Below are 26,800 nucleotides of genomic sequence, written 5' to 3'. Positions count from 1 at the left end.
GTATCTCCTTTCAGGATAAAATGCCCTTGGGCAAAATGGAACCGGCATCCCAGTATCAATATCCAGATAAGAGTACATGCAAAAAGGAGTGTGTGTTATTGCCAGTATATAGAAGATGGGAGGGAAAGTCAATAACATAAATTTAATCTACCATATTGTCACCTTATCCCTGATAAAAGCCTGAATTGTACACAAATAAATACACAAAACCTTAAATTGAATTTATAAAAAATTAAAATGTATCTACAAAGTTGTCAGATTTAAAAATAATAGTGGGTAATTGAAAGATAAAAAATAGAAAATATGAAAATTACGTTGACAAAAGAGCTGCTAAATACTATAATATGCATATCAACTGGTCAGACCAGTCAAACCAATTAAAGAGAACGGCAAAGAGTGAATAAAGGAGGGCAGATTGTTTCACAGAAGATGTGTGCAGGCAGTGAAAATTGTGTTTTGGGGACATGATTTTTATAAAAAGTAAAAGGAGAAGGCAGTATTATGAAAAAGAGAATTTTAGCGGTTTTATTGGCGGCAACAATGGTTACGGGAATGATCCCCGGATGCGGCGGATCAAATCAGAAATCAGATGGCAAAACCACGGAAAAGTCTGCAGATTCTGAAAAGGCAGGAGAGACCGGAGGTGGCAAGGAAGCAGCGGGTACGCAGAAGTCGGATATTACGCTGCGGTTTATTGATGTAAATCCAAGCCCACAGAGACAGGCATATTATGAAGGCGTTTTTGAGAAATTCAAAGGCGAAACCGGAATTACCGTGGCTTATGAAAGTGTACCCTGGGATGATGCGGCTAATAAACTGACGGTACTTGGCACATCAGGCCAGCTTCCGGATGTAATGACAACCCATCCGTTATGGCTGGGACAGTTTACGGAATCCAACTGGGTACTTCCCATTGATGAATATGCAGAAGAGCATAAAGATGAATTTGTAGATATTATCAGTAAAAGCAACTGGGTTAATGAAAAAGCAAACTATGGACACATATATACCATTCCGGATGGATTTATGGTAAAGGGTATTTTCTATCGCAAAGACTGGGTAGAGGAAATCGGATATGAGATTCCTACCGGAGACGACTGGACTTATGAGGCATACTTTGACTTAATAAAGGCATTGACTGATAAAGAGAAAAAGAGATATGGCAACTCTTTCAGAGGGGCAAGAGGAGCATTCGATCCGCTGTTAGTTTATTTACAGACATTTACCGGTGGTTATGTGTACGATGAAGAAGGAAACTGCCTGTTAAATAAGCCGGAATGTGTAGATGCATTTGAAAAATGGTGTGCAGTATACAAAGATGGCTATGTACCGGAAGATTCCATTAACTGGGGATTTGTAGAGATGGTGGATAACTTTACAGGAGGATTAACCGGCACAATTTCCAATGACTCAGAAGTAGCCGTAGCATGTGAGACCAATATGAAACCGGAACAGTGGGGAGTACTGCCCATGCCGGTATCTACAGTTGACCACAAGCTATTGAATACTTCCAGCAGTCCTTATTCCTACACAATTTCAGCCCAGTCAGAACATCCGGATGAAGCGCTGATGCTGATGGACTACCTTGTAAAACCGGAAAACAATATTGAATATTGTAAGCTGGGCGGCTTGATTCCAATCAAAAAAGAAGCATCCAAGGATCCCACATATGGAGAAGACGGACCGTATGCAGCATTCTTAAACCAGTTAAATGATCCTGATTTTACCGTTCCGCCAATGTATGGACCATTTAACTACACCGATTTACATCAGGATACATTCCATGCAGAAATGCAGAAGTATTTGCTGGGCAAACAGTCTGCAGAAGATGTGCTGAATAACATATCCAATGAGTTAACAAAGAGAATGAAGGAATATCTGGCTGCAAATGAAGGGTCCGCCATAGAGAGCCCAAGAACATTACAGTAAAGCAATTTCCATAAAGCAGAAAGCAGTTTTCAGACACGCCGGTCTACGTAACCTGAATTCGGGACAAATATGCCGCAAAGTGGGGCATGAAGATGGCGGGAATGAATTTTCAGACACGCTTTGGGGCGTATTAGATAATTGTAGCAGATAAACTGTCATATAGCACAGGGAGGGGACGGTTTAACCGTCCCCTTTGTGAATCCGGCTGATAGAATGGAAGGGAGATAAGATGGGAGTATTAATAGCATTCCTCGTTATTGTTGTAGTTGTTTGCGGCGCCATTTTCTGGCGGATGCATGTGAGGTCCGGTCAAAGAGTTGTGATAGGAAATCGGACAAAATCCAAAATGGAGCCATACTTATTTATTTTGCCAGTATTTGTACTGCTGTTAGTTATGTTTGGGTATCCTCTGATTAATAGTTTCATTATGGCATTTCAGGATTATAAGCTGACCGGTTCAGGAAAAGCTGCTTTTAATGGGATTGAAAATTTTAAGAAGCTCTTTGATGATACCGATACTTTTATGATTGTAAAAAATACATTGATTTATGTTTTGATTTCTGTGGCAGGTCAGTTCCTGTTAGGGATGGTTCTGGCAATGGCACTGAAAAAGCAGTTCAGGGGAAGAGGATTGTATCAGTCAATCGTATTTCTTCCATGGGCATTTTCCGGATTTGTCATAGGATTAATGTTCCGCTGGTCTTTTAATGGAGAATATGGAGTGGTAAATGACATACTGCTGAATCTTGGGATTATTAAGGAATCCATTGCCTGGCTTGGGACACCCGGAGTATCCCTGGCGGTTATCATTATGGCAATGATCTGGATGGGAATACCATTTTTTGCAATTATGATTTTAGCTGCTCTGCAGTCCATACCGGCAGACGTTTATGAGGCGGCAGATGTGGACGGATGCGGAGCAATCCGAAAATACTTTCAGATTACACTGCCTTACATAAAACCAACTATTATTACTACCATTCTGCTTCGTACCATCTGGATCTTTAATTCCTTTGATCTGGTAGTCATTATTACAAATGGGGGGCCTGCAAATACTTCCCAGACACTTCCGGCTTACATGTATTCCAAAGCATTTGGAACCTATGACTTTGGGTTTGCAGCGGCGATTGGAGTGCTGCTTATGGTTGTTCTGGGCATCTTTGCAGTCATCTTTCTGCGTGCTACAAATTACAATAAGGCAGGTGATTTCTAATGAAGAAAACGGGAAAAAAAAGAGCATTAGGATTTGGAAGATTTTTTATTTTAGCATTTTTTCTTGCACTTGTGGTACTTCCGATTTATTGGATGACCATTACATCCTTTAAAACAAACGGGGAAATTATCGATATGCAAAATATCACTTATTTTCCGCATACCTTTACAACGGAAAATTATACCGGACTGTTTGAGATGTTCGACTATGGTTCTTTATTGCAGAATAGTGTAATTGTCTCGGTTTCTTCTGCCTTAGTAGTTACCATGCTGTCTATATTGGGCGGTTATTCCCTGGCAAGATATAAATTTAAAGGAAAAGGTGCGATGGTGCTGTTCTTTCTGGTTACACAGATGATCCCCGGCATATTAGTTATCATCCCCTTATACCTCATATTTTCCAAGATCGGTCTGATTAACACCCATGTTGGGCTGTTCATTTATTATGTCATTGTAAATGTGCCGTTCTGCGTAGTAACTATGCGAAGCTTTTTCGAAAGGATTCCGGTAACGCTGGAAGAAGCTGCCAGGGTTGACGGATGTACGAAAATGAAATCTTTGATAAAAATTGTTCTTCCTATTATGTTCCCGGGGATTGTTTCCGTATTTGTATTTGCATTTATCGGTGCATGGAACGAATTGATCGCAGGAACTATTTTCATCAGTACGCCGGATATGTGGACGATTCCGGTTGGATTAAAGTCACTGATTGGAAAATACAGCGTCCAGTGGGGAGCTCTAATGGCAGGAGGTGTAATGGCACTTCTTCCAACAGCCATTATGTTTGCCGGAATGCAGAAATTCATCGTAGAAGGAATGACTGCCGGAGCAGTCAAAGAATAAGAACTTAAGGGAGAAAATTATGGGGTTAAAAAAAAGAGCGCAAGTGGAACATCAGATACTGCATCCCAGAGAAGATACAAGAGGTTATACCAGATGGTGGTGGTACGGTTGTGCAGTAAAAAAGGACGAATTGATACGGGAATTGGATTTTATGAAGGATGCCCGGATGGGCGGAGTGGAACTTCAGATACTCTATCCGGTTACAGCAGATGATAAAGATAACGGGTTAAAAAATTGTACCTATTTATCTCCTGAATTTCTTGAATTGATTAAATTTGCCTGTGAAGAGGCGAATAAACGAAATATGAAATTTGACCTCACCTTAGGCTCATCCTGGCCGTTCGGAGGACCTTTTGTTCCCGTTGAGTTAAGCGGGCCTACGGTGATACCCTATACCATAGATGTGAAAGGACCCTGTGAATTAACATACGACTTCACTACGAGACTGTATGGCGAGGCTGCAGCCTGTATTATGGGGCGTATGGAAGACAGTCAGATGGTACCGGAATCAATTGTCGATATTACCGATAAAATCATGGATAAGCCTCTGTTTGAATGGCCCTGGGGAAAGCAGCTGGAAAAAGTAACCGTCCCGGAAGGAAATTATAAGATTGTGGTAATGGTATCCAGCGATAAACGTCAGACCGTATTAAAGCCCCTTCCGGGAGGCGATGGACTGATTATAGACCACAACCGGAAGGATTCCGCCAGATTATTCTTTGAACATGGGGGCGACCCGATTGTGAATGCTGTAGGAAAGGGGAAGATTCAGTCCTTTTTCTGTGATTCCATAGAAGTATTCGGACACAACTGGACAGATATTATCTATGATGAATTCCGAAAAAGAAGAGGTTACGAATTGCGTCCGCTGGTTTATGCTCTCTGGGGAGAGGTGCAGGGAATGACGGACCTGGTTCGCTATGATTTCCAGAAGACCATGGCAGAATTAACGGTAGAGAATTTTTTCCGGGAGATGACGAAATGGTGCCATGAAAAAGGAGCCCTTTCCAGAATACAGGCTCATGGATCCTGGGGGGATATTCTTCAGGCGTATGGTGCCGCCGATATACCCGAAGGGGAAACCTTTTCCGCCTTTGACCGGTATGAAGTCAATACGGTTCACAGAAAACTGGCATCTTCTGCAGGACATGTCTATGGTAAAAAAATTATCTCTAACGAGTCCTTTACCTGGCTTCGGTTTCCCAGATTTGTGGTTACCCTTGAAAATATCAAAGCTGCTGCAGACAGCATTTTTTTAGACGGCATGAATCAGATTGTGAATCATGGATACTCCTACAGTCCTGAAAATGAAAATGAACTGGGATGGCCATTTTACGCTTCATCCCAGATCAACCATACAAATACCTGGTGGAAATATTACAAACCCTTAAGTGTCTATTTCAACCGGGTATGTGATTTCCTGCGCCGTGGAAAGACGAAAGTAAAGCTGGCAGTTTATCTTCCACAGTCTGATATCTGGGCGGAGAATCCACTGTCGGATATTCATATGTGTATGAAATTAGAAGAGCGGATAACCACCAGGACTGCAGACCGCATTCATAAGGAAGGATTTTGGTTCGACTATGTAAACGATGATGCCGTGGAGCGCTGGATGGATTATAATTACGAAATCCTCGTGCTCCTGGAATGTGAGCGGATGCCCCTGCAGACAGTTTATAAGCTGCAGGAATTTGCAGACAGCGGAAAAAAAATCATCTGTAAAGGGCCTGCTCCCGCCCGCTCCTGCGGATTACTATCTTATCAGGAAAACACCGGAAAAATCCAACATATAATGGAAGAGATGCAAGAGGCTGGACAGTTAATTATTACGGAGAAAAATGATGATGATTTGATAACGGAACTGACCCGTAATTTAGTCCCCGATGTAAAGGTATATTATAATAAGGAAGAAATCGGTTATGTACATCAGGAAGACGGAGACACGGATATTTATTTTCTGTCCAATATCAGCGCCGGGAACAAACAGGAAAAGATAAGATTTTCCGACCAGAAAAATAACTTTTATGTTTTTGATCCTTTGGCTGGACAGGAAAAAGGTATTCGCAGCAAACAGAAAGATGGGGCGGATACCATAGTGGAACTTGAATTTGAAGCTTTCCAGTCGCTAATCTTTGTATTTTCGGTTGAAATGGAAGATGAAACTCCGGTTCAGAAAGAACATAAAAAGGAATTCTCCCTGGATCTGTCCGAAGATTGGAAGTTTTCCGCAGATAGCGGCTGTTTTACAAAGCACTACGATGAATTGGAGAGCTGGGCAAATGAAGAAAGCCTCCGTTATTATTCCGGAGAAGGAATATACTGTAAAGAGGTTTCTATAGAAAAAGAAAAATGGAACCGGATGCAGGAAACGGGCATGGCAGAGCTGCAGTTTGAGCATATCGGTGAAACGGCAGGCATTTTTGTAAACGGACAGGAAGCAGGAACATTTATTAAACGTCCCTATAAAATGAATATTTTAAAATACCTGAAAGAGGGTAGCAATACTCTGGAGGTCAGAGTTTCGAACCTTTTGATAAACAGGGCGATAGATCCCAAATACCCGGAAACGGATTATCCTGAACCTGTTATAAGTGAATGGCCCTATTCTACCGCGGCATTAAACCGCTGCCGCAGGGAGCGGGTCTATAACTGGAGAGAACGTGAAATGATAGCAGAGCCACTTCCTTCCGGAATATGGGGGAAGGTAGGGATATATTGGTAAATACCTGCAACTGGCAGGTGGTTTTGGTTGAATAGCGTTGGCAGTTCTTATATAATGAATCTAAGTAAAATACAGTTATAATTGTCATAATAAGATTAGTAAAGGAGTATGTAGTGTGGCTAAATTAAAGACGAATATTGCACAATTAGGTTCGACAAGATTGTTATATTCAAGAATTGCGGACAGCATATGTGAATACATTACGGAAAATAAAATAGGGATAGGGGAAAAACTTCCAAGTGAGCGGGAATTAGCCGTGATGTGGGGGGTAAGCCGGTCATCGGTGCGGGAAGCAATACGTGAGTTAGAAAATCAGGGACTGTTAAGTGTGGAAGCAGGCAGAGGCTCCTTTGTGATTGGTGAAGTCTCTGACAAATCCATGATGTTTAAAATCCAGAAAAGGAATTTTTTCGAACAGTTTGAGATTAAGACCGTTCTGGAAGAGTATATGCTGAAAAAGATCACCCCGGTGATATCAGAAGAGGTATTATCGCAATTGGAACACATTGCAAAACAGATGATAACTATGTGTGATAACGGAATCTTCCCGCAGGAACTGGACAACCTGTTCCACAAAATTTTATTAGAGTCTTACGGTAATAAGGAAATGATCAATCTGGTGGAAAATATGATCCATGTATTTGGTGAATATAACGATGTTTATTTCCATCTGTGTGAGGGTGTGGTCAATGAAACAAATCAGACTATTTTAGATACCATCCCTTACCATCTGGATATGGTCCGGATGATGAGAGCAAGAAATGTAAAAGAAGTAATTAAAATCTATCGGAAAATTATTGAGCTGGATATACAGCTGTACAGCATGGTGAATCCGGCGGACCAGAAGGAGACATTATGATGGATGACCTGTTAAGCATGACCCATTTAGGCGATGAATACGATAAATATTTAAATGCAGTAATCCCGCCTGTTTTTATGAATTCCCTGCATGTATTTCCCACGTTTGAGGAATATGCCGGATGTGATGCTTCTAAGAAAGGAGAATTTAAATACGGAAGAGTTTCGAACCCTACCGTGCATATTCTGGAAGAAAAGGTGGCTGCATTAGAGCATGGATGCCGGGCGGCTGCTTTTGGAAGCGGGATGGCGGCAACATCAGCAGCGATTCTGGCAACCTGTAAAGCAGGAAGCCATATAATCTGTATGCGGGATGTATACGGGCCTGTAAAGAATATTTTAAACCGGTATATGATTCCTAAGCTGAATATGTCTGTTACTTATTGGGCAGGAGAGAGCCTGGATGAACTGGATAAGGCAATCCTGCCGGAAACAGATCTGATTATGATAGAAAGTCCGGCTACCTTTGTCTTTACTGTGGTTGATATCGCAGGCGTAGCAGCAATTGCAAAAAAGCATGGGGTGAAAACGTATATTGACAATACATACTGCACGCCGCTTTATCAGAAACCGCTGGATCTGGGGATTGATCTGGTTATGCATACCCTTACCAAATATATCGGTGGACACAGCGACATTATGGGTGGTATTCTCACATCTGCAGATGAAGAACTCATGATTGAAATCCAGTTCACCGTCCGTGAGCTTTTTGGAGCTAATATGGGACCCATGGAAGCCTGGCTTGCAATCCGGGGACTTCGGACTATGGCACTCAGAGTGGCAGAACATGGCAGGACGGCACAGATAATTGCAGAATATCTGGAGAAGCATGAAAGAGTGGAACGCGTCTATTATACCGGTCTGCCGTCCCATCCCCAGCGGGAGTTAATCGAAGAGCAGCAGAAAGGACACACAGGATTACTAAGTTTTGTGCTGAAGGATTCCCCCGATGAAGCGGTAAAAGTAATTAACAAATTAAAACTATTTGGAAAAGGCTGCTCCTGGGGAGGATTTGAAAGTCTTGCCCTCTGTCCGCTGTATACGGCAACGGAAGAGGAAATAAAATTTTTGAATCTGTCAGATCATGACCGGGGGCTGATACGTATCCATTGCGGTTTAGAAGGCGTGGATAATCTGATGGAAGACTTAGAAAATGCATTGGAGCGTGTCTTAAATTGAATTTTTATCAGGATGAAAAAGAAGAAATGGGGTGGCGGAAATGAATTACAGAGAAAATATTATGGCGATTCTAAATTACAAGCCTTATGAAAATATGCCGGTAGTGTCCTTTGGGTACTGGGTGGAAACGCTGGACAAATGGGCAGCGGAGGGACATATTACCAGAGAAGAAGCAGAAGGTTACCGGAAGTTTGGGGACAATTCTGAGGCTGATAAAAGTGTGATGAAAAAACTTGGGTTTGATTTTAACTGGAACTCCTGCGTAGGATGCCAGGTGGACATCTATCCAAGATTTGAAGTGGAGGTAATGGAAGAAAGGCCGGATGGCTCCAGGATCATCCGGGATGAGCTGGGGCTGATTGTACTGGAAAAACCGGGGACAGTTTCCATACCAGCAGAGATTGGAACCTCAATGACCGACCGTCAGGCATGGGAAGAACATTATCTTCCCCGTCTGCAATGGTCTAAGGAACGTATGGATGAAAGCCTGTTGAAATCACTGCAGGATACCTCCGGGCGTGAGGTTCCCGTTGCAATACACTGCGGTTCGCTGCTTGGCAGGATGAGGGATCTGCTGGGGGTAGAGCAGTTAAGCTACTTATATATGGATGACGAAGAGCTGTATGCAGAAATAATCGATACCATGGCAGGGCTGTCTTACAAGTGGGTCAAAGCGGCGCTGGAATCCGGAGCAAAGTTTGATTATGCCCATTACTGGGAAGATATCTGTTTTAAAAATGGTCCGCTGGTGATACCCGGTGTGTTTGATGAGTACGTAGGTCCTCATTATAAAAAGACAACAGAGCTGTTAAAACAATATGGCGTAACCATAGTTTCAGTGGATTGTGACGGTTTGATTGATTCCCTGATACCTACCTGGCTGGAAAATGGCGTCAATACTATGTTTCCCATTGAAGTAGGCACGTGGAATGCGTCCATAGAGCCATGGAGAGCAAAATATGGAAAACAGATTCGCGGTGTTGGAGGTATGAATAAAACCATATTTGCCAGAGATTATAAAGCCATAGATGCAGAGATAGAGAGACTGAAGCCGCTGATAGAACTGGGGGGATACATTCCCTGCCCGGATCATCGGATTGCCCCGGATGCCATATTTGAAAATGTACAGTATTACTGCGAACAGATTCGCAGGATCATTTAAAGGAATTTGTGCAGCAGCAATTCTGGAACTGCTTACCGCTGGACAAGTAAAGGAAAAGTGGCAGTACCCGTACAGTATTGCGTAATTAACTTTTAATTGCGCGAGCTGTACGGGTACTGTTATTTTTGTGGGAAAATGGCTGCCCGTTTAAACGTGCTGTCTGATATTTAAGGAAATCTCGCTTTCTCTTTCTGCATATGATAGAATAGAAGAAAAAGCAAGTATCGGATACTGTATGGATTGAAGTGAAATGCAGGCAGTAGGATGTCAGGGTTGCAGAAAAATATGAATGGAAAGGAAGCCACGCTGTGATTTCTTCAACCTGTATGATTTGTGGCCGTATCCCAGGTAAGAACGGGATGCGTTATCGGTGTGAAAATGGCAAAAATGATTTTAAAAGTGATTATTGGTGTAATGGCGGTGGTATTTCTGATAGGAGCAGCCGGTGTAATTTACCTTACTGTAAGGGAATACAGACCAAAGAAGAATGAAAAAGTAGAAGTTCCCAAGGGAAGCAGGAAGCTTTCGGTATCCGATAAACTAACATTCCTGACATGGAATACCGGATATGCCGGTTTAGATAAAACCCAGGATTTCTTTATGGACGGTGGTACGAAGGTGATGCCGGATAAAAAAGAAGAGGTACTGGCAAATATGGAGGCAATTTCCCAGACATTAAAAGAGAATGCGGCGGATGTCTATTTTCTTCAGGAAGTGGACATTTATTCAAAACGTTCCTACTACCAGGATCAGACAGCATTTTACAGAGAAGAACTTGGGATGGGAAATATGTTTGCCTATAATTTTAAATGTGACTTTGTTCCTTATCCGCTGCCGTTCATCGGACATGTGGAATCGGGCGTCGCAACATATACGCAGCTGGGGGCAGCAGAAGCCAGTCGTATAGCACTGCCGGAGTCTTTTTCCTGGCCGGTGAAAACATGTAATTTAAAGAGGTGTCTGTTGACGACCAGGATACCTTTCGAGGACTCAGACAAAGAGCTTGTACTTGTAAATCTCCATCTGGAGGCTTATGACGATGGGGCAGGGAAGAAGGCGCAGGGTGCGCTGCTGGCACAGGTTTTGGAAGAAGAGTATCAAAAGGGAAATTATGTGATTGCCGGAGGTGATTTTAATCAGACCTTTTCTTCGGTAGCCAAGTATCCAATCTGGAATAAAGATGGATGGGTACCGCCCAAAATGGATGAAGACAGCCTTCCGGAAGGTTTCCGCTTTGTTATTGATGATTCAGCACCTACCTGCCGTCTGCTGGATGCACCGTATACCGGTTCGTATGATACTTCCCAGGTATATGTTCTGGATGGATTCATTGTTTCTGAAAATATAATGGTAGAAACGGCGGATGTAGTTGACGTAGGTTTTGAGAATACAGATCATCAGCCGGTGAGAATGACGGTGAATCTGAAGTTCTAACGTAGATTGGACAATTACATTTCCCTGTGTTAGAATAAAAAAGATATAAAGACACGCTATATATATATAAGATAAGTTTTGACAATTTCTTGGAGGAAAGATGAAAAACGAAGATATGTTTCAAATGCGGCAGTTAAAGGACAGCGATCTGGAGGAGTTTAATGCGCTGCTTCGCTATGTATTTCAGGTTACAGGAGATGAGTTACTAAAGTCAGGCTGGGAAGAAGATGAAATCCAGCGTGCAAAAGCACCAATATTAAAGCAGTCCTATATACTGGGCTATTTTCATAAAGATAAACTGGCATCCCAGATAGTAGTATACCCCATGGAAGTGAATGTCTATGGAGAGATCTATAAGATGGGAGGGATTACAGGGGTTGCTACCTATCCTGAATATGCCGGCAGAGGATTGATTCATACCCTGATGCTGAAAATTCTGGAGCATATGAGGGAAGAAAAGCAGTCTGTTTCATTTTTGTATCCATACTCTATTCCTTTTTACAGGAAAAAGGGATGGGAAATTGTATCAGATCAGATTAAGTTCAGCATTAAGGATACACAGCTGCCCAAGAAGCAACCCGTTCCCGGTATGGTAGAAAGAGTAGAATGGGATCATGAAGACTTAAAGAACGTTTACCGGTACTTTGCAGTCCAAAGACACGGAGCTTTAATCAGGGACGATCTGGCATGGGAAGAATACTGGCGCTGGGAATCCGATGATGTCATTGCGGCAATCTATTACAGTGAAGAGCATAAACCGCTGGGGTATATTGTATATTCTATTGAAAATGAAGTATTTAACGTCAAAGAAATTCTCTATCTGAATATAGAAGCAAGACATGGAATCTGGAATTATATCAGTTCTCATTTTTCAATGATTACTGAAGTAAAAGGATATAATTATACCGGGGAACCCCTTGCTTTTCTTCTGGAAGACAGTGAAATCACCGAGACCATTGCACCTTATATTATGGCAAGGATTGTAGATGTCCGGGAATTCATTCTGCAGTATCCATTTCAGGTAATGCCGGAAGACTTTCATATTCATTTAATTGTTCATGATAATATGGCGCCCTGGAATGAAGGAGATTTTCAGATTTACTGGAAGGATCAGAAGACATATTGTGATCAGGAAAATGATCTGCCGCTTACGAATATCGTAGAGTTAGATATACAAACTCTGACCACAATGTTAATGGGATACAAAAGGCCTTCGTATCTGTATGAAAATGACAGGCTTGATATGGAATATTATATGGTACAGATATTAGAACGGCTAATACCGGTGGGAAAACCATATTTTTCCGATTATTTCTAAATTAGTGATATCCCGTTCTGTGCTTATAAAATAAGGGCTGAAATTACACTAGGTGGATTTCGGCCTTTATTTTAATTTCACAGGACGAAAAGATTCACCCCCCCTATTGACATTTAAATCCCACACGCCTATAATAACACTAACTGAATAGCTATGCAGGGGAACTAATAATAGTTGAGATTGATATGTATATATCTAACCCTTTGAACCTGACAGTTAACACTGTGGTAGGGAGCATTCGATGAGTAATAGTTGGATGTTCACTTTTTAGTGAACATTTTTTTATGAAAAACAGAGTGAACTGGCAGGTAAGCAATTACCTGTCTTTTTTCATGCAATAAACCAGGCATTTGCTATTCGTTAATACAAACACATAAGGAGGAACAGCAAATGCGCGCATATTACACGCAGATGGAAGCAGCAAAGAAAGGAATTGTAACACCGCAGTTGGAGATTGTAGCGGCAAAAGAAGAAATGGAGGTTCCCAAATTAATGGAACTGGTGGCATCCGGACAGGCAGTAATTCCGGCTAATGTACATCACACCTCTCTCTCTCCGGAGGGAATCGGAAGCGGACTTCGCACTAAGATAAATGTAAATCTGGGAATTTCAGGGGACAGTAAGGATTATGACCGGGAATTGAAAAAGGTGCAGATGGCAATTGATTTTGGAGCAGAAGCAATCATGGACCTGAGTAATTATGGAAAAACACATGACTTCCGGGAAAAATTAATTGAGATGTCTCCGGCAATGATTGGGTCGGTACCGATGTATGATGCCATTGGTTATTTAGAGAAAGATTTGTTAGAGATCACGGCAAAGGATTTTTTAAGAGTGGTAGAAGCACATGCAAGAGAAGGCGTTGATTTTGTTACTATCCATGCCGGATTAAACCGCAGAGCGGTGGAGAGCTTCCGCAGGGCAGGACGGAAAATGAATATTGTTTCCAGAGGAGGTTCCCTGTTGTTCGCCTGGATGGAAATGACGGGAAACGAAAATCCATTCTTTGAATACTATGATGAAGTGCTGGATATACTGCGGGAACATAATGTGACAATCAGTATCGGAGATGCTCTGCGTCCGGGATGCATTGCAGACAGTTCCGATGCGGGACAGATTGCGGAGTTAATAGAAATCGGCAACCTGACTAAATGGGCATGGGAAAAGGATGTGCAGGTATTAGTAGAGGGGCCGGGACATATGGCAATGGATGAGATTGCTGCAAATATGAAAATGGAAAAGAGAATCTGCCATAATGCCCCATTCTATGTTCTGGGCCCTCTGGTAACGGATATTGCACCGGGGTATGATCATATTACATCCGCAATCGGAGGCGCAATAGCGGCTGCAAACGGAGCGGACTTCTTATGTTATGTTACTCCGGCGGAACACCTGCGCCTGCCGGATGTGAGTGATGTAAGAGAAGGCATTGTAGCCAGCAAGATCGCAGCCCATGCAGCAGATATCGCCAAAGGAATCAAAGGAGCCAGAGATATTGATAACCGTATGGCAGAAGCAAGGCATAAGATGGACTGGGATGAAATGTTTGACATCGCAATTGATGGAAAGAAGGCAAAAGAGTATTTTGAAAGCACACCTCCGGCGGACCGCCATACCTGTTCCATGTGCGGAAAAATGTGTGCAGTCCGAACTACAAATATGATCCTGGAAGGCAAAAAGGTAGAATTCTGTACGGAAAAGTAAAAATTTATATTAGACCCTCACGGCAGTCTCCCAATTTACATATAGGCAGGTCCGCTTGCCGCGCTGCTGTGGGAATAAAGAAACAGGACGGGATATAAATCATGAAAATAAATGGACAGACAGCAGAACTAGTAAAAACAATAACGCTGGAAGAATTTCTGATAGAAAAAAATTATAATCTTTCCAGAATCGCTGTAGAATTAAATGGAGTAATCGTACCAAAAGGGAAATTTGCAGGCATTGTTTTAAACGATGCGGACTGCCTGGAAATCGTCAGTTTCGTAGGCGGAGGTTGAGCAATGCAGATAAAATTAAATGGAAAGATCACCAAAATTCAGTGCAATACCCTGGCGGAATTAAAAGGACAGTACGGCAAAGAAGAGGATATCGTAATCTTAAATGGTTTTTCTGTTCCCATAGAAGAATTCATCAGTGGGACAAGAACATTAAAAGAGATGGATGAGGTGTTTTTTATACATAGAGGGGTGCTGCCGGGGCAAGAGGAGCTGGAGGCCATGATGGCATCCAGGCACACCCCCGGGGTCTGGGAAAAAGTGAACAATGCCTGTGTCGCAGTAGCGGGACTGGGCGGCCTGGGATCTCACATTGCGGTGATGCTTGCAAGGACAGGCGTAGGGAAGCTTTTGCTGGTAGATTTTGATGTAGTAGAACCGAGTAACTTAAACCGCCAGAACTATCTGGTTTCCCATCTGGGTAAGAAGAAAACAGAGGCATTAAAAGAACAGATTGCCCAGATCAATCCTTTTATCCAGGTAGAGACAATAGACAGAAGGGTAACCTCACAAAATGCGGCGGGTATATTTGAGGAATATCCCATTATATGTGAAGCATTTGACAGGCCGGAAGCCAAGGCGGCTCTGGTAAATGCGGTACTGATGGAACTCCCGGAATCCACAATCGTTTCCGCATCCGGGATGGCCGGATATGACAGTGCCAATGAAATAAAGACCGTGCGTAAGATGTCAAGGCTCTATGTGTGCGGGGATATGGAAAATGAAGCAAAGGAAGGAAGAGGGCTGATGGCACCCAGAGTCCAGGTGTGTGCCGGACATCAGGCCAATATGGTTCTGCGTCTGATACTTGGAATCACGGACGTATAGTGCGCGGTCTGCATCAATAGAATATCTGCGGCAAACGCAGGAATACAGGTTCATCATAAATGTTTCGAAAGGAAAAGGATACAGAAATGGAAGATAAATTAATCATAGGCGGTCATGCCTTTGAATCCAGGTTTATCCTGGGATCAGGCAAATTTTCATTAGAGATGACCAATGCAGTTATTAAAAATGGAGGAGTGGAAATGGCTACACTGGCACTTCGCCGTGCCAATGTAGGCGGGGAAGAAAACATCCTGGACTATATGCCGGAAGGCATTACCTTACTGCCAAATACATCCGGTGCCAGAACGGCGGAAGAGGCGGTCCGCATTGCACGTCTGGCAAGGGAAATCGGCTGCGGTGACTTTGTAAAAATTGAGGTTGTGCACGACTCCAAATATCTGCTTCCGGATAATTATGAGACAATCAAAGCAACAGAAGTACTGGCAAAGGAAGGATTTATTGTAATGCCCTATATGTACCCGGATTTAAATGCAGCCAGAGATATGGTAAATGCAGGAGCAGCAGCCATTATGCCTCTGGGAGCTCCAATTGGAAGCAACAAGGGTCTGTGTACCAGGGAATTTATCAAAATGCTGGTGGAAGAAATTGACCTGCCGATCATCGTTGACGCCGGAATCGGAAGGCCTTCCCAGGCATGTGAGGCAATGGAAATGGGGGTAGACGCCATTATGGCAAATACCGCAATTGCAACGGCAGGAGATGTGGCACAGATGGCAGCAGCATTCAAGCTGGCGGTAATATCAGGAAGAATGGCATATCTGGCAGGACCAGGCCGGGTATTGGAACAGATGGCGGAAGCATCCAGTCCATTGACCGGATTTTTACAGGATTAGAGCACGTATGAATATGATTGAATCAGAGAGCATTTGAAAATTGCTTTAATTAAAATGAATGCTCTGGCAGCTTGCAACTTAAGATTTCGAATGAAAGAAAGGAAACTAGAGTGTGTTTGAGTACAGAAAATGAGAAGAAACCGGAGTATCCCAAAGCAGGGGTCTCCGGTATTAGATCCGGCAGGTTTATCACGGAAGAGACAAACCATATGGAATATCAGCCGGGAATGGAAGATTTACAATCCGATATTATGGATAAGGTTCTGGAAAAGGTCAATATATATGATTATGAAGCTTACACCGCCAAAGATGTAAAACTGGCGCTGGCAAAGGAAAGCCTGCTTCCCGAAGATTTTGCGGCGCTTCTTTCCCCGGCGGCAGAACCCTTTTTAGAAGAGATGGCGAGAAAAGGAAAGGCAGAGACGGGAAAGCATTTTGGAAATGCAGTTTCACTTTTTACTCCATTGTATATTGCAAATTATTGTGAAAATAACTGCATTTACTGTGGTTATAATTGTAAAAACCGAATTCTACGGGGAAAACTTTCCATGGAAGAAATAGAAGAGGAATTAAAGAATATCGCATCCACCGGATTACAGGATATTTTACTATTAACAGGAGAATCCAGAAAGGCATCTGATGTAAACTATATTGGAGAGGCAGTCAGGATAGCAGCAAGGTATTTTGCCTTAGTGGGGGTTGAAATTTATCCTTTGAATACGGACGAGTACCAATATCTGCATACCTGCGGTGCAGATTACGTCTGTGTCTATCAGGAGACCTACAATCCCATAAGGTATGAACGACTCCATTTAAGTGGTCCCAAGCGTATTTATCCATATCGCTTTCATGCCCAGGAAAGAGCCCTGAAAGGAGGAATGCGTTCCGTCGCCTTTGGCGCCCTTTTAGGCTTGGATGATTTTCGTAAGGATGCGTTTGCAACCGGAATGCATGCCTATCTGGTTCAGCAGAAATATCCCCATGCGGAGATTGCTTTTTCTCCGCCAAGGCTTCGTCCAATTATTAATAATGACAAGATCAATCCCAAAGATGTTCACGAAACCCAGCTGCTTCAGGTCATGCTGGCATATCGCCTGTTCATGCCATTTGCAGGGATAACCATTTCTACCCGGGAAAGGGAAGGCTTCCGGGATCATGTCATTGGTATGTGCGCCACTAAGATATCAGCGGGGGTAAAGGTAAGCGTTGGAGGGCATGGAGAAGAGGCAAAAGGCGATGAACAGTTCGAAATATCAGACCCCAGAAATGTAGAAGACGTGAAGCGGGCAATTATTGCCCAGGGACTGCAGCCTGTCTATGTGGATTATATCAGAGTGTAATACAGGGACAAAATGCATGTTTACAGGTTTTATGCAGGGGGCGTGTAGTATATATAATCTCAATTGTGGAAAACCCGGGAGGCAGAAGATGTATTTGTGTATAACCAACAGAAAACTTTGTACAGGAAATTTCTTAACGAAGATAAGGGAACTGGCGGATAGGCAGGAGATAGAGAAAATTGTATTACGGGAGAAAGATCTTTCTTCCGATGATTATGAAGCACTGGCAGAAAAATGCAAAGAGATCTGTCAGGAGTATGGGAAACCGCTGGTAATCAATCAGTTTATAGAAACCGCTCAAAAACTGCAGAATCCGGAAGTGCAGATCTCTATGGAGATGCTCAGGAAATATACAGGAAATACAGTACAGCAAAGAGTGAATACCGGAGCAGGCAGCACCTGTAATTTACACAGTACTGTACTGGGAGAGTTTCAGGCGGTGGGGGTGTCGGTTCACAGTGCCCCAGAAGCAGAAGAAGCACAGCTTCTGGGTGCCGGATATTTGATCGCAGGGCACATTTTTCAGACGGACTGTAAAAAAGGAATTCCCGGGCGGGGGCTTGCATTTCTAGAAGAAGTTTGCCAAAAAGTAAGTATTCCGGTTTATGCCATTGGGGGGATATCACCGGACAATATACAGGAGGTAATCCGCGCCGGAGCAAAGGGCGGATGCATGATGTCAGGTTTTATGAGGTAACAGGCAGCAGTATCATAATGCTTGTCCCGCCTCCTGGGGCATCCTCAATCCAGATCCTTCCTTTATGCAGTTTTATTATTTCCTTTGCAATACAGAGACCAAGTCCAAAGTGCTCCTTATCTTTATGGGATGCATCTACCCGGTAAAACCGGTCAAACACCGCTTTTTTATTCTCATCCGCGATGCCGGGACCGCTGTCGGTCACAGCAATCTGGAACTTGCCGGAACCAAATGTAAGGGAAATACTCACTTTTCCGCCTTCAGGAGTATAGGAGAAAGCATTGTCCAGCAGGATGGACAGAATCTGACCAATCCGTCCCGGATCACAGAGAAGCGGGGGAATCGACTGCTCTGGAATATGAAAGGCAAAATCCATATTCTTATCCAAAGCCTGGGGCTCGAATTTTTCATAAGTTTCTAAAACCAGTGTGTCAAGTTCCGTGGGCTCCCGCTGAATGGTCCAGTTTCTGGCATCTGCATTTGCAAGGGTAAGCATGTCATTGATCAGCCTTGCCATACGGGCCGCTTCTGATTCCATTGCGTGGATAAATCGTATGGCATCCTCTTTGCCTGCAATTTTCAGTGCGGACAGACTGCTTGTAATAACCGTGAGGGGAGAGCGGAGCTCGTGGGATGCAGAAGCGACGAATTGTACCTGCTTTTCCCGGTTTTCTTTTAATGGGCGAATCATATGGCGTGTAAAGAGCCAGGAAAAAATACCGAGAAGTATAATAGCGCACAGATCAACGAGTACAATAAGCATACGTTGGCGAAAGATCTGAGATTTCTGGGAGGTAAAAGGAGAGATGGCAGTTATACTAAGATAACCGCTGTCTTTGGGAATCAGAGCTACCGAGGCATAATAAAGTTCTCCATCCTCTCCTGTCATTTTAAATTCTTCATGTTTGGACAGCACACTGTTTTTTCCAAAATTGTCAATATCCAGTCCGAAGGTCTGCAAAGCAGTTTCGTTTGCCTGGGCAGTTAGCTTTTCGGCAGCGGGAGATGGATTCAGGGAGTCGAATACCAGATTGTTTCCGGTGTCTTTTATATCCAGCTGTATATGGTAATTGTATTCCATCTGAGTAATCCAGGTATGAGTAATGACTGATTGGTTCTCAAGATAAGAGTAGAGTGAATTTATGTTATTTATAAAAGAGGAATAACTGATATCTCTGATGCCGGATTCAGCTATGGTCAGACAGATGCAGGACATGGCGACCAGGATGAGTCCGGTCACCATAGTACAGAAAAGTGTCATTTGACGGTGTAATTTTCTAAACATTTGTATCCTCCAGGCTATATCCGATCCCACGGATCGTTTTCAGGGTAAGTGTGCTGCTGACACTGGTAAGACGCCTTCGCAGGAGATGGATATAATTATCCAGATTCCCTTCCTCCACAGAGGCATCCGGTCCCCAGACGCGGGTTAACAGGGTCATACGGGGAAGAATTTTACCCGAATTATTTAAAAAAGCCTCCAGCAGGTCACCCTCCCGACGTGACAGGGCACAGGTCAGTTCTCCCCGTGAGAGTTTTTTCTGTGACGCATCATAAGAGATATCTCCATAGGTAAGGGGTTTGTTTTCATTCCAGCCTGCAGGCCTTCTGCTGATGCAGCGAATTCTTGCCATTAACTCTTCAAATGCAAAGGGTTTTACAATATAATCATCGGCTCCAAGATCCAGCCCCTGCACACGGTCATGTAAATCACCCAGTGCAGTCACCAGAATCAGAGGTGTGGATATTTGCTCCGAACGCACTTTCTTCAGAACGGCAGTACCGTCCATTAAAGGGAGCATACGGTCCAGCAGAATAAGATCATGGACATTTTCACGTATATAGCGAAGTCCGGACTCCCCGTCGTGGCAGACATCCACAGAGATGCCCTCGTGTTCTAACTGGTATTTTATTGAATCACATAAAATTAAATCATCTTCAATTATTAATATTCTCATAACATTTCGCCTCCTGATCCTATTATAATATGAATTGTATTAAAATAAAGCAGAAAATAACTTAAGAATCATTAAGTTTTAATTTTTAGAGAGTAGCTAGAGAAAAGTATGCTATTCTGGCTCCATCAAAACAAATTAATATCATTATGAGGAGGAATAACAATGAGAGGTTTTTTAAAAAAGGGAATATGTCTGACAATGGCGGCGGGTCTGGCGGCTATACCGCTGGCAGGATGCCAGAGTGGTACCGATAGTGTATCGGATACACAGGGGGGAAGTAGTGAGGCAGCATCCGGAACCAATACTTCAACTGGTACAGAAGCAGGTGTGATGGGACGCTATCTGGAAGAAGATGCGGCATTGCCTGAGGGAACAGCTATGATACTGGATATATGCAGGCAGACAGACGGAAGTGTGAATATGGCGATTAGCAATGAAGCAGGCAGCAGGGAGATATGGAGTTCCAAAGATGTGGGAAAGACCTGGGAAAAAGTGTCGGATTTCCCGGCAGATATTCTGAACGATGATGTGGCTTATTTATATCATATGGCTTTGTCACCGGATGGTGCGATTGGAGCTGTAAAATATTCGGAAGATGGCAGTTTCCAGCCCTTGTATGCCGACAAAGATGGAAATGTAAAAGTATTTGACCAATTATTTGGCGGAGCAGAAGCAAATGCCCAGGCAAACCTGTCCGATGTAAGCTTTACGGAAGACGGTAAACTGCTGGCAATGGGAAGCAAGGGCGTATTTTTAATAGATACAGAAAAAGGAACTGTGGCACAAGAGTTCGCAAAGGGTACCTCTCCCATAACCATTGGAACTGCAGGAAACGTACTTCTTGTAGTAACTACGGATGAGGTGCAGCTTTATGATATCACAACTGGTAAACTGATGGATAAGGATAAAGTTCTGGATGAGCAGATAGTGGGAAAAGACTCCCCGGGACAGTTGGAGGGCAGTTCCAGTACAAAGTCGGTGTTGTTCCAAAAAGGGAAAGAAGGAGAGTCGGTATACTACTGCAATTCCAATGGTTTCTATAGCCATACCATTGGGGGAAGCATAGCAGAACAGATTATGAATGGAGAGTTGAATTCCCTTGGAAGCCCCAGCACGGGACTGGTGTCCATGGCATCCATGGATGATGATTCTTTCCTGGTTGCCTGCATGGATGGAAGCGAATATAAATTATTGCGTTATGTGTACTCAAAGGATACACCAGCCGTACCAAGTAATGAGATAAAGGCCTATACACTACGGGATAATCCTGAAATCCGCCAGGCAATAGCCCTCTTCCAAAAGAAGTATCCGGATACCTGTGTGACGCTGGAAGTTGGATTGTCGGGGGATGATGCAGTAAATACATCCGATGCACTCCGTACATTAAATACAAATATCCTGGCGGGGAAAGGACCGGATCTGCTTCTTCTGGACGGAATGCCAATTCAGTCGTATATAGAAAAAGGAATATTGACAGACCTTGGCAGTGTGTTGGAACCGATTTCCTCTGAAGAGGGATTTATTGAAAACATTAAGAATACCTATGAAAGTGATGGAAAAATCTATGCTGTTCCAAGCAGATTCCAGATACCGGCGATTCAGTCCACTAAAGAGACGGTTGATGCGGCAGTAGATCTGAAATCCCTTGCAGATCAGGCTGAAAAAATGAAGAATGAAAAGAGCTATATGAGAGTACTCTCTCAGATGTCCATGGTAGACCTGGCATTGGAACCGTTATATAATGTAAGCTCACCTGCATGGGAAAAAGAGGACGGAACCCTGGATAAGGATGCACTGACAGAGTTTGTTACACAATTCAAGCGTCTCTATGATCTGGAGGACCACAGTCAGGATCAGGTCGATACCTATGTGGAAGAAGACATTAAAAATTCAACGGCAAGTTCTTTCTTAAGTGTTTCTATGGGAAGTATGGGCAGAATGGATGACAGTATGGGAATCAGCATTGGAAATATTATGTCTATGAACGATTTGGCTATGGTGGTTTCCTCAATCAAGCAGATAAATGGAGAAACTTATGGATTGCTGAATGGGCAGTCAAAGAATGTATATGTACCGGGGACGGTTATCGGAATCAGCAGTAAAAGTACAGCGCCGGAGCAGGCTGGGAAATTTGCATCTTTCCTTTTGTCCAAAGAATCTCAGATTGTCAATCAGGGAGGGGGATTCCCGGTAAATAAAGCTGCATTTGATACAGTGATTAACGACAAACCGGCAAAAGGGTTAGGAAGCTTAAGCAGTGGAAGTAGCCAGACGGGGGAAATGGTCTCCCTGGATATTGAGTGGCCTACCGATGAAGAAATTAATACCTTTAAAGGTTTTGTAGAGTCTCTGGATAAAGGACCGCTGTCTGATAATGTAATTAAAGAAACCGTATTTGAGCAGGTGAAACGATGCGTAAAGGATAATGTTTCCGTAGAGGATGCAGTAAATACCATTCTGCAAAAAGTAAATCTGTATATTAGTGAAAGATAAAATTTTTATTAAATCTATTAATTTTCTATTATATAGTTGTGCAGGGTGAATATCCTATGATATAATCGGACTAAAATTTTTTAGGAGGAATTATATCATGGATTTAGACCCTGACCCTGGTGCGACACAGATTGCACTGCAACTATTATTTTTGGTGTTTTTAACATTTGTAAATGCGTTCTTTGCAGGAGCTGAGATGGCAGTGGTATCTGTCAATAAGAACAAGATCAAACGTCTTGCTGAGAACGGTAACAAGAAAGCAGTTTTGATACTCAGACTGATGGAGGATTCCACAAAGTTCTTATCTACGATTCAGGTAGTGATTACTTTTGCAAACTTCTTCTCCAGTGCATCAGCAGCATCCGGTATTTCGAAGATTCTGGGAGGATGGATGAGCAAGTTCAACGTCCCATTCAGCGAAACCATCGCACTTGTTATTGTTACTATTTTACTTTCTTTTGTAACCCTTGTATTGGGGGAACTGGTACCGAAAAGAATAGCTTTGCAGAAAGCGGAAGCCTTTAGTTTATGGACAGTAAAACCGATCTACATTGTATCAAAGGTAATGGCGCCGTTTATTAAGCTTTTGTCTCTGTCTACGAATTTCATATTACGATTAGCTGGTATGAAAACAGAGAATATAGAAGAGCGTGTGTCGGAGGAGGAAATCAAGGCCTTATTAGAATCAGGCAGTGAACAAGGTGTGTTTAATGAAATTGAAAAGGAAATGATAACATCGATTTTTTCTTTTGATGATAAAATAGCAAAGGATGTTATGGTTCCCAGAAAAGCAGTTTATGCAATTGATATAGACGAGCCGCTGGAAGACTATGTGGATGAGCTGTTATCCAGCAGACATTCCAAAATACCGGTCTATAAAGAAGATATTGACAATATTATCGGTGTTCTGCATATGAAGGATTTCATATTGGCAGCCAAGGAAAGCACTTTTACCGGTGTAAAGGTAGAAGAGATAATGCAGGAGCCATATTTCGTACCGGAGTCTAAGAATACGGATGAATTATTCCGTGACCTGCAGACGAAGAAAAATCATATGGCGATCTTAATTGATGAATACGGCGGATTCTCAGGTATCGTTACAGTAGAAGATCTGGTTGAAGAAGTAATGGGCGAGATCAATAATGGATATGAGGAAGAAGAGCCTGAATTTGTTCAGGTTGATGAGAAAACATATGTAGTAGATGGACAAATGCTGGTAGATGATTTAAATGATAAATTGCACCTGAAACTGGAAACAGAAAATTATGATACGATGTCCGGGTATATGGTAGAACATCTTGGATTTATCCCGAAAGATGGAACTCATCCGGAATTAAAAGCGGATGGCGTGGTTCTGCGGGTGGATCAGATGGAGCAGAAGGCAATTAAAAAAATAAAGATTATGCTTTAAGGGCATAAAAAGTCGAAAAGGCTGCTGCAGGTAACTGCACAGTCTTTTTTAATTGAATAGAATGCATGTCATTTTTCAGGTTAGGAGACATATGATAGATAATAAATGAAGAAAACAGAGGTACATAGCCATGATGCAGAATAATTCCGGGAGTACCAGGCCCGTTGCCAATCCGGATCCTTATCCGCCGATTAAAGTAAGCAGGAAAAATCCATATTATGCGGAGATGCTTTATCCGGCAATAAGGGCACAGGAAAGTGAAATGACCGCTATTACCACCTATTTATACCAGCACTGGATTCTGTCAGACCGGTTTTCCGATTTGGGGAAGACATTGATGGCTATTTCCAAAGTGGAAATGTTCCATCTCTATACGATCGGAGAATTGATCACTATGCTGGGGGGAGATCCTAAGCTTGCCAACAATGCATGTGAATGCTGGAATGCTGATGCCATTGACTATTGCCAGGAGGTCCATCATATACTGGCAGCAAATATAGCTTCTGAAGAAGGAGCTGCCGCATTCTACCAACAGACTGCAAAAGAGATCAAAGATCCTTGTGTCAGCGCTGTTTTGAATCGCCTGGCACTGGACGAAATACTTCATGTACAGATCTTCCGAGAGTTTCTGGAGTCGGATAAAAGAAGTGTTTAAACATGTTCCAGTGTATCATAGTCAACGCAGATAGGATAGTCGCCCGTTCTGCTTTGCTCCAGCCGGGCATTAATTCCGTAAAGCTGAACTAAGTTTTCTTTGGTAATGACATCAACCGGTTTTCCTTCGAATATAACATTGCCCTTTTTCATCCCAATCAAATGGTCTGCAAACTTAGAAGCATGGTTCAGTTCATGAATTACCATAATAATCGTACGGTTGTTTTCACGGTTCAGTTTTTTGAGAAGTTTTAATATTTCAATCTGGTGGGACATATCAAGATAGGTGGTGGGCTCGTCCAATACTAATATCTCTGTTTCCTGTGCCAGTGCCATGGCAATCCATGCCCTTTGACGCTGGCCGCCGGACAGGGATTCCACCATCTTTTCTTTCAATTCGTACACTCCGGTGGAATGCATTGCCCAATCGATCATCTGAAGGTCATGTTCATTCAGTCCGCTCATCGGGCCCTGGTAAGGAAAACGGCCATATGCCACAAGTTCCTTCACCATAAGCCCGGTGGGTACGCTAGGACTTTGAGGCAGAACAGCCATTTTGCGGGCAATGGATTTGGAAGCCTGTCTGCGCAGCGACTTGCCATGTAATAATATCTCGCCATGGCGGCTGGGAATAATGCGGGATACGGCTTTTAACAATGTTGATTTTCCACATCCGTTAGAGCCGATCACCATTGTAACTTTCCCCTTGGGAATTTTCAAATTTAATTTATTTATAACAATCTCATCTTCATATCCAATCTGCAGATCTTTCGTCTGTATACATTCTTGGTTCATAGTCTATTTCTCCTTTAACATTAAGTATATAAAGTATGGTACGCCTACAATGGAAAGTGTAATGCCAACCGGAACCTCTAAAGGTGAGAAAAGATTTCGGGAGATGCTGTCGGCAGCGATAATTAATGCAGCGCTGATCATGGCACCGGTAATAATTTGCCTTTTATGAGCGGCGCCTACCAGCTTCTTGGCAATATGAGGACCGAGTAATCCAAGAAAAGCAATATTACCTGCAACTGAGGTTGCAAGTGCTGAAAGTGCAACAGCCAGAAGTAATAAAATTCTGCTTTCCCGTTGTACAGAGACCCCTAATCCACTGGCGGTTTCGTCTCCAAGAGCATAGACATCAAGGGTGCGGCTCTTATAAAGGACAATTATAGTAAGGAGCAGAACCGCGGGGGCAAGAAATATAAAATAAATCCAACTGCTCCCCCAAAGACTTCCGCTGATCCAGGTCAGTGCCTGATTATAGTCACCTTTGGACATATTAAGCTGATATAAGGTAATAAAAGCATTAATTCCTGCATTTACACCAATTCCCGTTAAGATCAGCCGATTCGGCGAAATCCCCTTTTTATATGCCAGAGAATAAATCAGCAGAGAGGAAAGCAGGGAGCCAGCCAAAGCGAAAACAGGTATCATAAATACGGTAGCGGCAGACAAAGCGGAATAATACGCAGTACTTTTTATGGAAATAAAAAGTACAACGGCAAGGGCTGCACCTGCATTAATACCAATCATACCAGGTTCCGCTAAAGGATTACGGGTCACACTTTGCAGAACACAGCCTGCTGTAGAAAGTGCGATTCCGACAAATAGGGCTATAAAGATTCTTGGGAGACGGAGCTGGAATATAGTGGTGTTTTGCAATTTACTGCCCTGTCCGAAAAGAGTGTTAAATACATCTTTTACCGAAATAGAATAAGTTCCCCATATGAGAGAAATAAGCATGGCAGCAAGCAGGAAAATAGCAGTAACGAACAATACAATATGAAATCTTCTCTTCATCACCGGCTCTCCTTTCTAATCATCAGGAGAAATACAGGAACTCCAATCAGAGCAGTAAAAAGTCCAATAGGGGTTTCGTAKTGGCGGTTGAACCATTCTGGCTGCAAT

23 protein-coding genes and 1 riboswitch are annotated in these 26,800 nt (G+C 42.9%); of the genes, 18 read left to right on the top strand and 5 right to left on the bottom strand.

Annotated elements, in window-relative coordinates; genetic code table 11:
• Nucleotides 1–501: 501 nt before the first annotated feature.
• Nucleotides 502–1,929 (top strand): sugar ABC transporter substrate-binding protein, encoded by a 1,428-nt coding sequence (locus RHS_RS17900; protein WP_044289501.1) that lies wholly within the window; start codon nucleotides 502–504, stop codon nucleotides 1,927–1,929.
• A 29-nt stretch (nucleotides 1,930–1,958) separates the two neighbouring features.
• Here the strand turns inward: RHS_RS17900 and RHS_RS31310 are convergent, their stop codons facing one another.
• The gene (locus RHS_RS31310) at nucleotides 1,959–2,036 is read right to left on the bottom strand and encodes a DUF6783 domain-containing protein (RefSeq protein WP_377145986.1); all 78 of its coding nucleotides are present in this window, start codon (nucleotides 2,034–2,036) and stop codon (nucleotides 1,959–1,961) included.
• A 122-nt stretch (nucleotides 2,037–2,158) separates the two neighbouring features.
• Between RHS_RS31310 and RHS_RS17895 the strand changes: the two genes are divergently transcribed.
• The 14 genes from RHS_RS17895 to RHS_RS17830 all read left to right on the top strand — a co-directional run bounded on the left by RHS_RS17895 (nucleotide 2,159) and on the right by RHS_RS17830 (nucleotide 18,373).
• Nucleotides 2,159–3,142, top strand: a complete 984-nt coding sequence (locus tag RHS_RS17895; RefSeq protein WP_242849126.1) for a carbohydrate ABC transporter permease — start codon at nucleotides 2,159–2,161, stop codon at nucleotides 3,140–3,142.
• Nucleotides 3,142–3,984: a carbohydrate ABC transporter permease gene (locus tag RHS_RS17890; protein WP_047833949.1), complete on the top strand. Its 843-nt coding sequence runs from the start codon at nucleotides 3,142–3,144 to the stop codon at nucleotides 3,982–3,984. Before RHS_RS17895 ends, RHS_RS17890 begins: the two co-directional genes overlap by 1 nt.
• 19 nt (nucleotides 3,985–4,003) lie before the next feature.
• Entirely contained in the window at nucleotides 4,004–6,706 is a 2,703-nt protein-coding gene (locus RHS_RS17885; RefSeq protein WP_395022858.1) for a glycosyl hydrolase, read from the top strand.
• 115 nt (nucleotides 6,707–6,821) lie between these two features.
• On the top strand, nucleotides 6,822–7,565 hold the full coding sequence (locus tag RHS_RS17880; RefSeq protein WP_052377877.1) for a FadR/GntR family transcriptional regulator: 744 nt from the start codon (nucleotides 6,822–6,824) through the stop codon (nucleotides 7,563–7,565).
• On the top strand, nucleotides 7,562–8,743 hold the full coding sequence (locus tag RHS_RS17875) for a PLP-dependent aspartate aminotransferase family protein (protein WP_047833948.1): 1,182 nt from the start codon (nucleotides 7,562–7,564) through the stop codon (nucleotides 8,741–8,743). Before RHS_RS17880 ends, RHS_RS17875 begins: the two co-directional genes overlap by 4 nt.
• A gap of 40 nt (nucleotides 8,744–8,783) precedes the next feature.
• Nucleotides 8,784–9,905 carry a uroporphyrinogen decarboxylase family protein gene (locus tag RHS_RS17870; protein ID WP_027294991.1) on the top strand — a complete coding sequence of 374 codons (1,122 nt, stop codon included), beginning with the start codon at nucleotides 8,784–8,786 and terminating at the stop codon, nucleotides 9,903–9,905.
• A 378-nt stretch (nucleotides 9,906–10,283) separates the two neighbouring features.
• The gene (locus tag RHS_RS17865; RefSeq protein WP_047833959.1) at nucleotides 10,284–11,339 is read left to right on the top strand and encodes an endonuclease/exonuclease/phosphatase family protein; all 1,056 of its coding nucleotides are present in this window, start codon (nucleotides 10,284–10,286) and stop codon (nucleotides 11,337–11,339) included.
• A 100-nt stretch (nucleotides 11,340–11,439) separates the two neighbouring features.
• Nucleotides 11,440–12,657, top strand: coding sequence for an enhanced intracellular survival protein Eis (gene eis, locus RHS_RS17860; protein WP_027294989.1), 1,218 nt, complete (start codon nucleotides 11,440–11,442; stop codon nucleotides 12,655–12,657).
• A 147-nt stretch (nucleotides 12,658–12,804) separates the two neighbouring features.
• A riboswitch (TPP riboswitch) is annotated at nucleotides 12,805–12,908 on the top strand.
• A gap of 139 nt (nucleotides 12,909–13,047) precedes the next feature.
• On the top strand, nucleotides 13,048–14,361 hold the full coding sequence (gene thiC / locus RHS_RS17855; protein WP_047833947.1) for a phosphomethylpyrimidine synthase ThiC: 1,314 nt from the start codon (nucleotides 13,048–13,050) through the stop codon (nucleotides 14,359–14,361).
• 101 nt (nucleotides 14,362–14,462) lie between these two features.
• The gene (gene thiS / locus RHS_RS17850; RefSeq protein ID WP_201278800.1) at nucleotides 14,463–14,657 is read left to right on the top strand and encodes a sulfur carrier protein ThiS; all 195 of its coding nucleotides are present in this window, start codon (nucleotides 14,463–14,465) and stop codon (nucleotides 14,655–14,657) included.
• A gap of 3 nt (nucleotides 14,658–14,660) precedes the next feature.
• A complete protein-coding gene (gene thiF / locus RHS_RS17845) occupies nucleotides 14,661–15,482 on the top strand; it encodes a sulfur carrier protein ThiS adenylyltransferase ThiF (RefSeq protein WP_027294986.1) in 822 nt (273 codons plus the stop codon).
• An 86-nt stretch (nucleotides 15,483–15,568) separates the two neighbouring features.
• A complete protein-coding gene (locus RHS_RS17840; RefSeq protein WP_027294985.1) occupies nucleotides 15,569–16,336 on the top strand; it encodes a thiazole synthase in 768 nt (255 codons plus the stop codon).
• A gap of 209 nt (nucleotides 16,337–16,545) precedes the next feature.
• Nucleotides 16,546–17,676, top strand: coding sequence for a 2-iminoacetate synthase ThiH (thiH, locus tag RHS_RS17835; RefSeq protein ID WP_047833958.1), 1,131 nt, complete (start codon nucleotides 16,546–16,548; stop codon nucleotides 17,674–17,676).
• Nucleotides 17,677–17,764: 88 nt separating this feature from the next.
• The gene (locus RHS_RS17830) at nucleotides 17,765–18,373 is read left to right on the top strand and encodes a thiamine phosphate synthase (protein WP_044297490.1); all 609 of its coding nucleotides are present in this window, start codon (nucleotides 17,765–17,767) and stop codon (nucleotides 18,371–18,373) included.
• Here the strand turns inward: RHS_RS17830 and RHS_RS17825 are convergent.
• Nucleotides 18,363–19,658, bottom strand: a complete 1,296-nt coding sequence (locus RHS_RS17825; protein WP_044297491.1) for a cell wall metabolism sensor histidine kinase WalK — start codon at nucleotides 19,656–19,658, stop codon at nucleotides 18,363–18,365. The genes RHS_RS17830 and RHS_RS17825 overlap by 11 nt on opposite strands.
• A complete protein-coding gene (locus RHS_RS17820; RefSeq protein WP_047833945.1) occupies nucleotides 19,651–20,331 on the bottom strand; it encodes a response regulator transcription factor in 681 nt (226 codons plus the stop codon). The genes RHS_RS17825 and RHS_RS17820 overlap by 8 nt, the downstream gene beginning before the upstream one ends.
• 162 nt (nucleotides 20,332–20,493) lie before the next feature.
• Here RHS_RS17820 and RHS_RS17815 point away from each other — a divergent pair, with 162 nt between their 5' ends.
• The 3 genes from RHS_RS17815 (at nucleotide 20,494) to RHS_RS17805 (ending at nucleotide 24,890) form a co-directional block, all read left to right on the top strand.
• Nucleotides 20,494–22,824 (top strand): extracellular solute-binding protein, encoded by a 2,331-nt coding sequence (locus RHS_RS17815; protein WP_047833944.1) that lies wholly within the window; start codon nucleotides 20,494–20,496, stop codon nucleotides 22,822–22,824.
• Between the two features lie 97 nt (nucleotides 22,825–22,921).
• Nucleotides 22,922–24,235: a hemolysin family protein gene (locus RHS_RS17810; protein ID WP_044297493.1), complete on the top strand. Its 1,314-nt coding sequence runs from the start codon at nucleotides 22,922–22,924 to the stop codon at nucleotides 24,233–24,235.
• Nucleotides 24,236–24,365: 130 nt separating this feature from the next.
• Nucleotides 24,366–24,890 (top strand): ferritin-like domain-containing protein, encoded by a 525-nt coding sequence (locus RHS_RS17805; protein WP_047833943.1) that lies wholly within the window; start codon nucleotides 24,366–24,368, stop codon nucleotides 24,888–24,890.
• Here the strand turns inward: RHS_RS17805 and RHS_RS17800 are convergent.
• Nucleotides 24,887–25,684 carry an ABC transporter ATP-binding protein gene (locus RHS_RS17800; protein ID WP_047833942.1) on the bottom strand — a complete coding sequence of 266 codons (798 nt, stop codon included), beginning with the start codon at nucleotides 25,682–25,684 and terminating at the stop codon, nucleotides 24,887–24,889. The genes RHS_RS17805 and RHS_RS17800 overlap by 4 nt on opposite strands.
• Before the next feature lie 3 nt (nucleotides 25,685–25,687).
• On the bottom strand, nucleotides 25,688–26,692 hold the full coding sequence (locus RHS_RS17795) for an iron ABC transporter permease (protein ID WP_047833941.1): 1,005 nt from the start codon (nucleotides 26,690–26,692) through the stop codon (nucleotides 25,688–25,690).
• Between the last annotated feature and the right edge of the window lie 108 nt (nucleotides 26,693–26,800).

The sequence above is a fragment of the Robinsoniella sp. RHS genome (assembly GCF_001029355.1).
Taxonomy (GTDB): domain Bacteria; phylum Bacillota; class Clostridia; order Lachnospirales; family Lachnospiraceae; genus Robinsoniella; species Robinsoniella peoriensis.
This window is presented reverse-complemented; position numbering and strand designations above follow the sequence as displayed.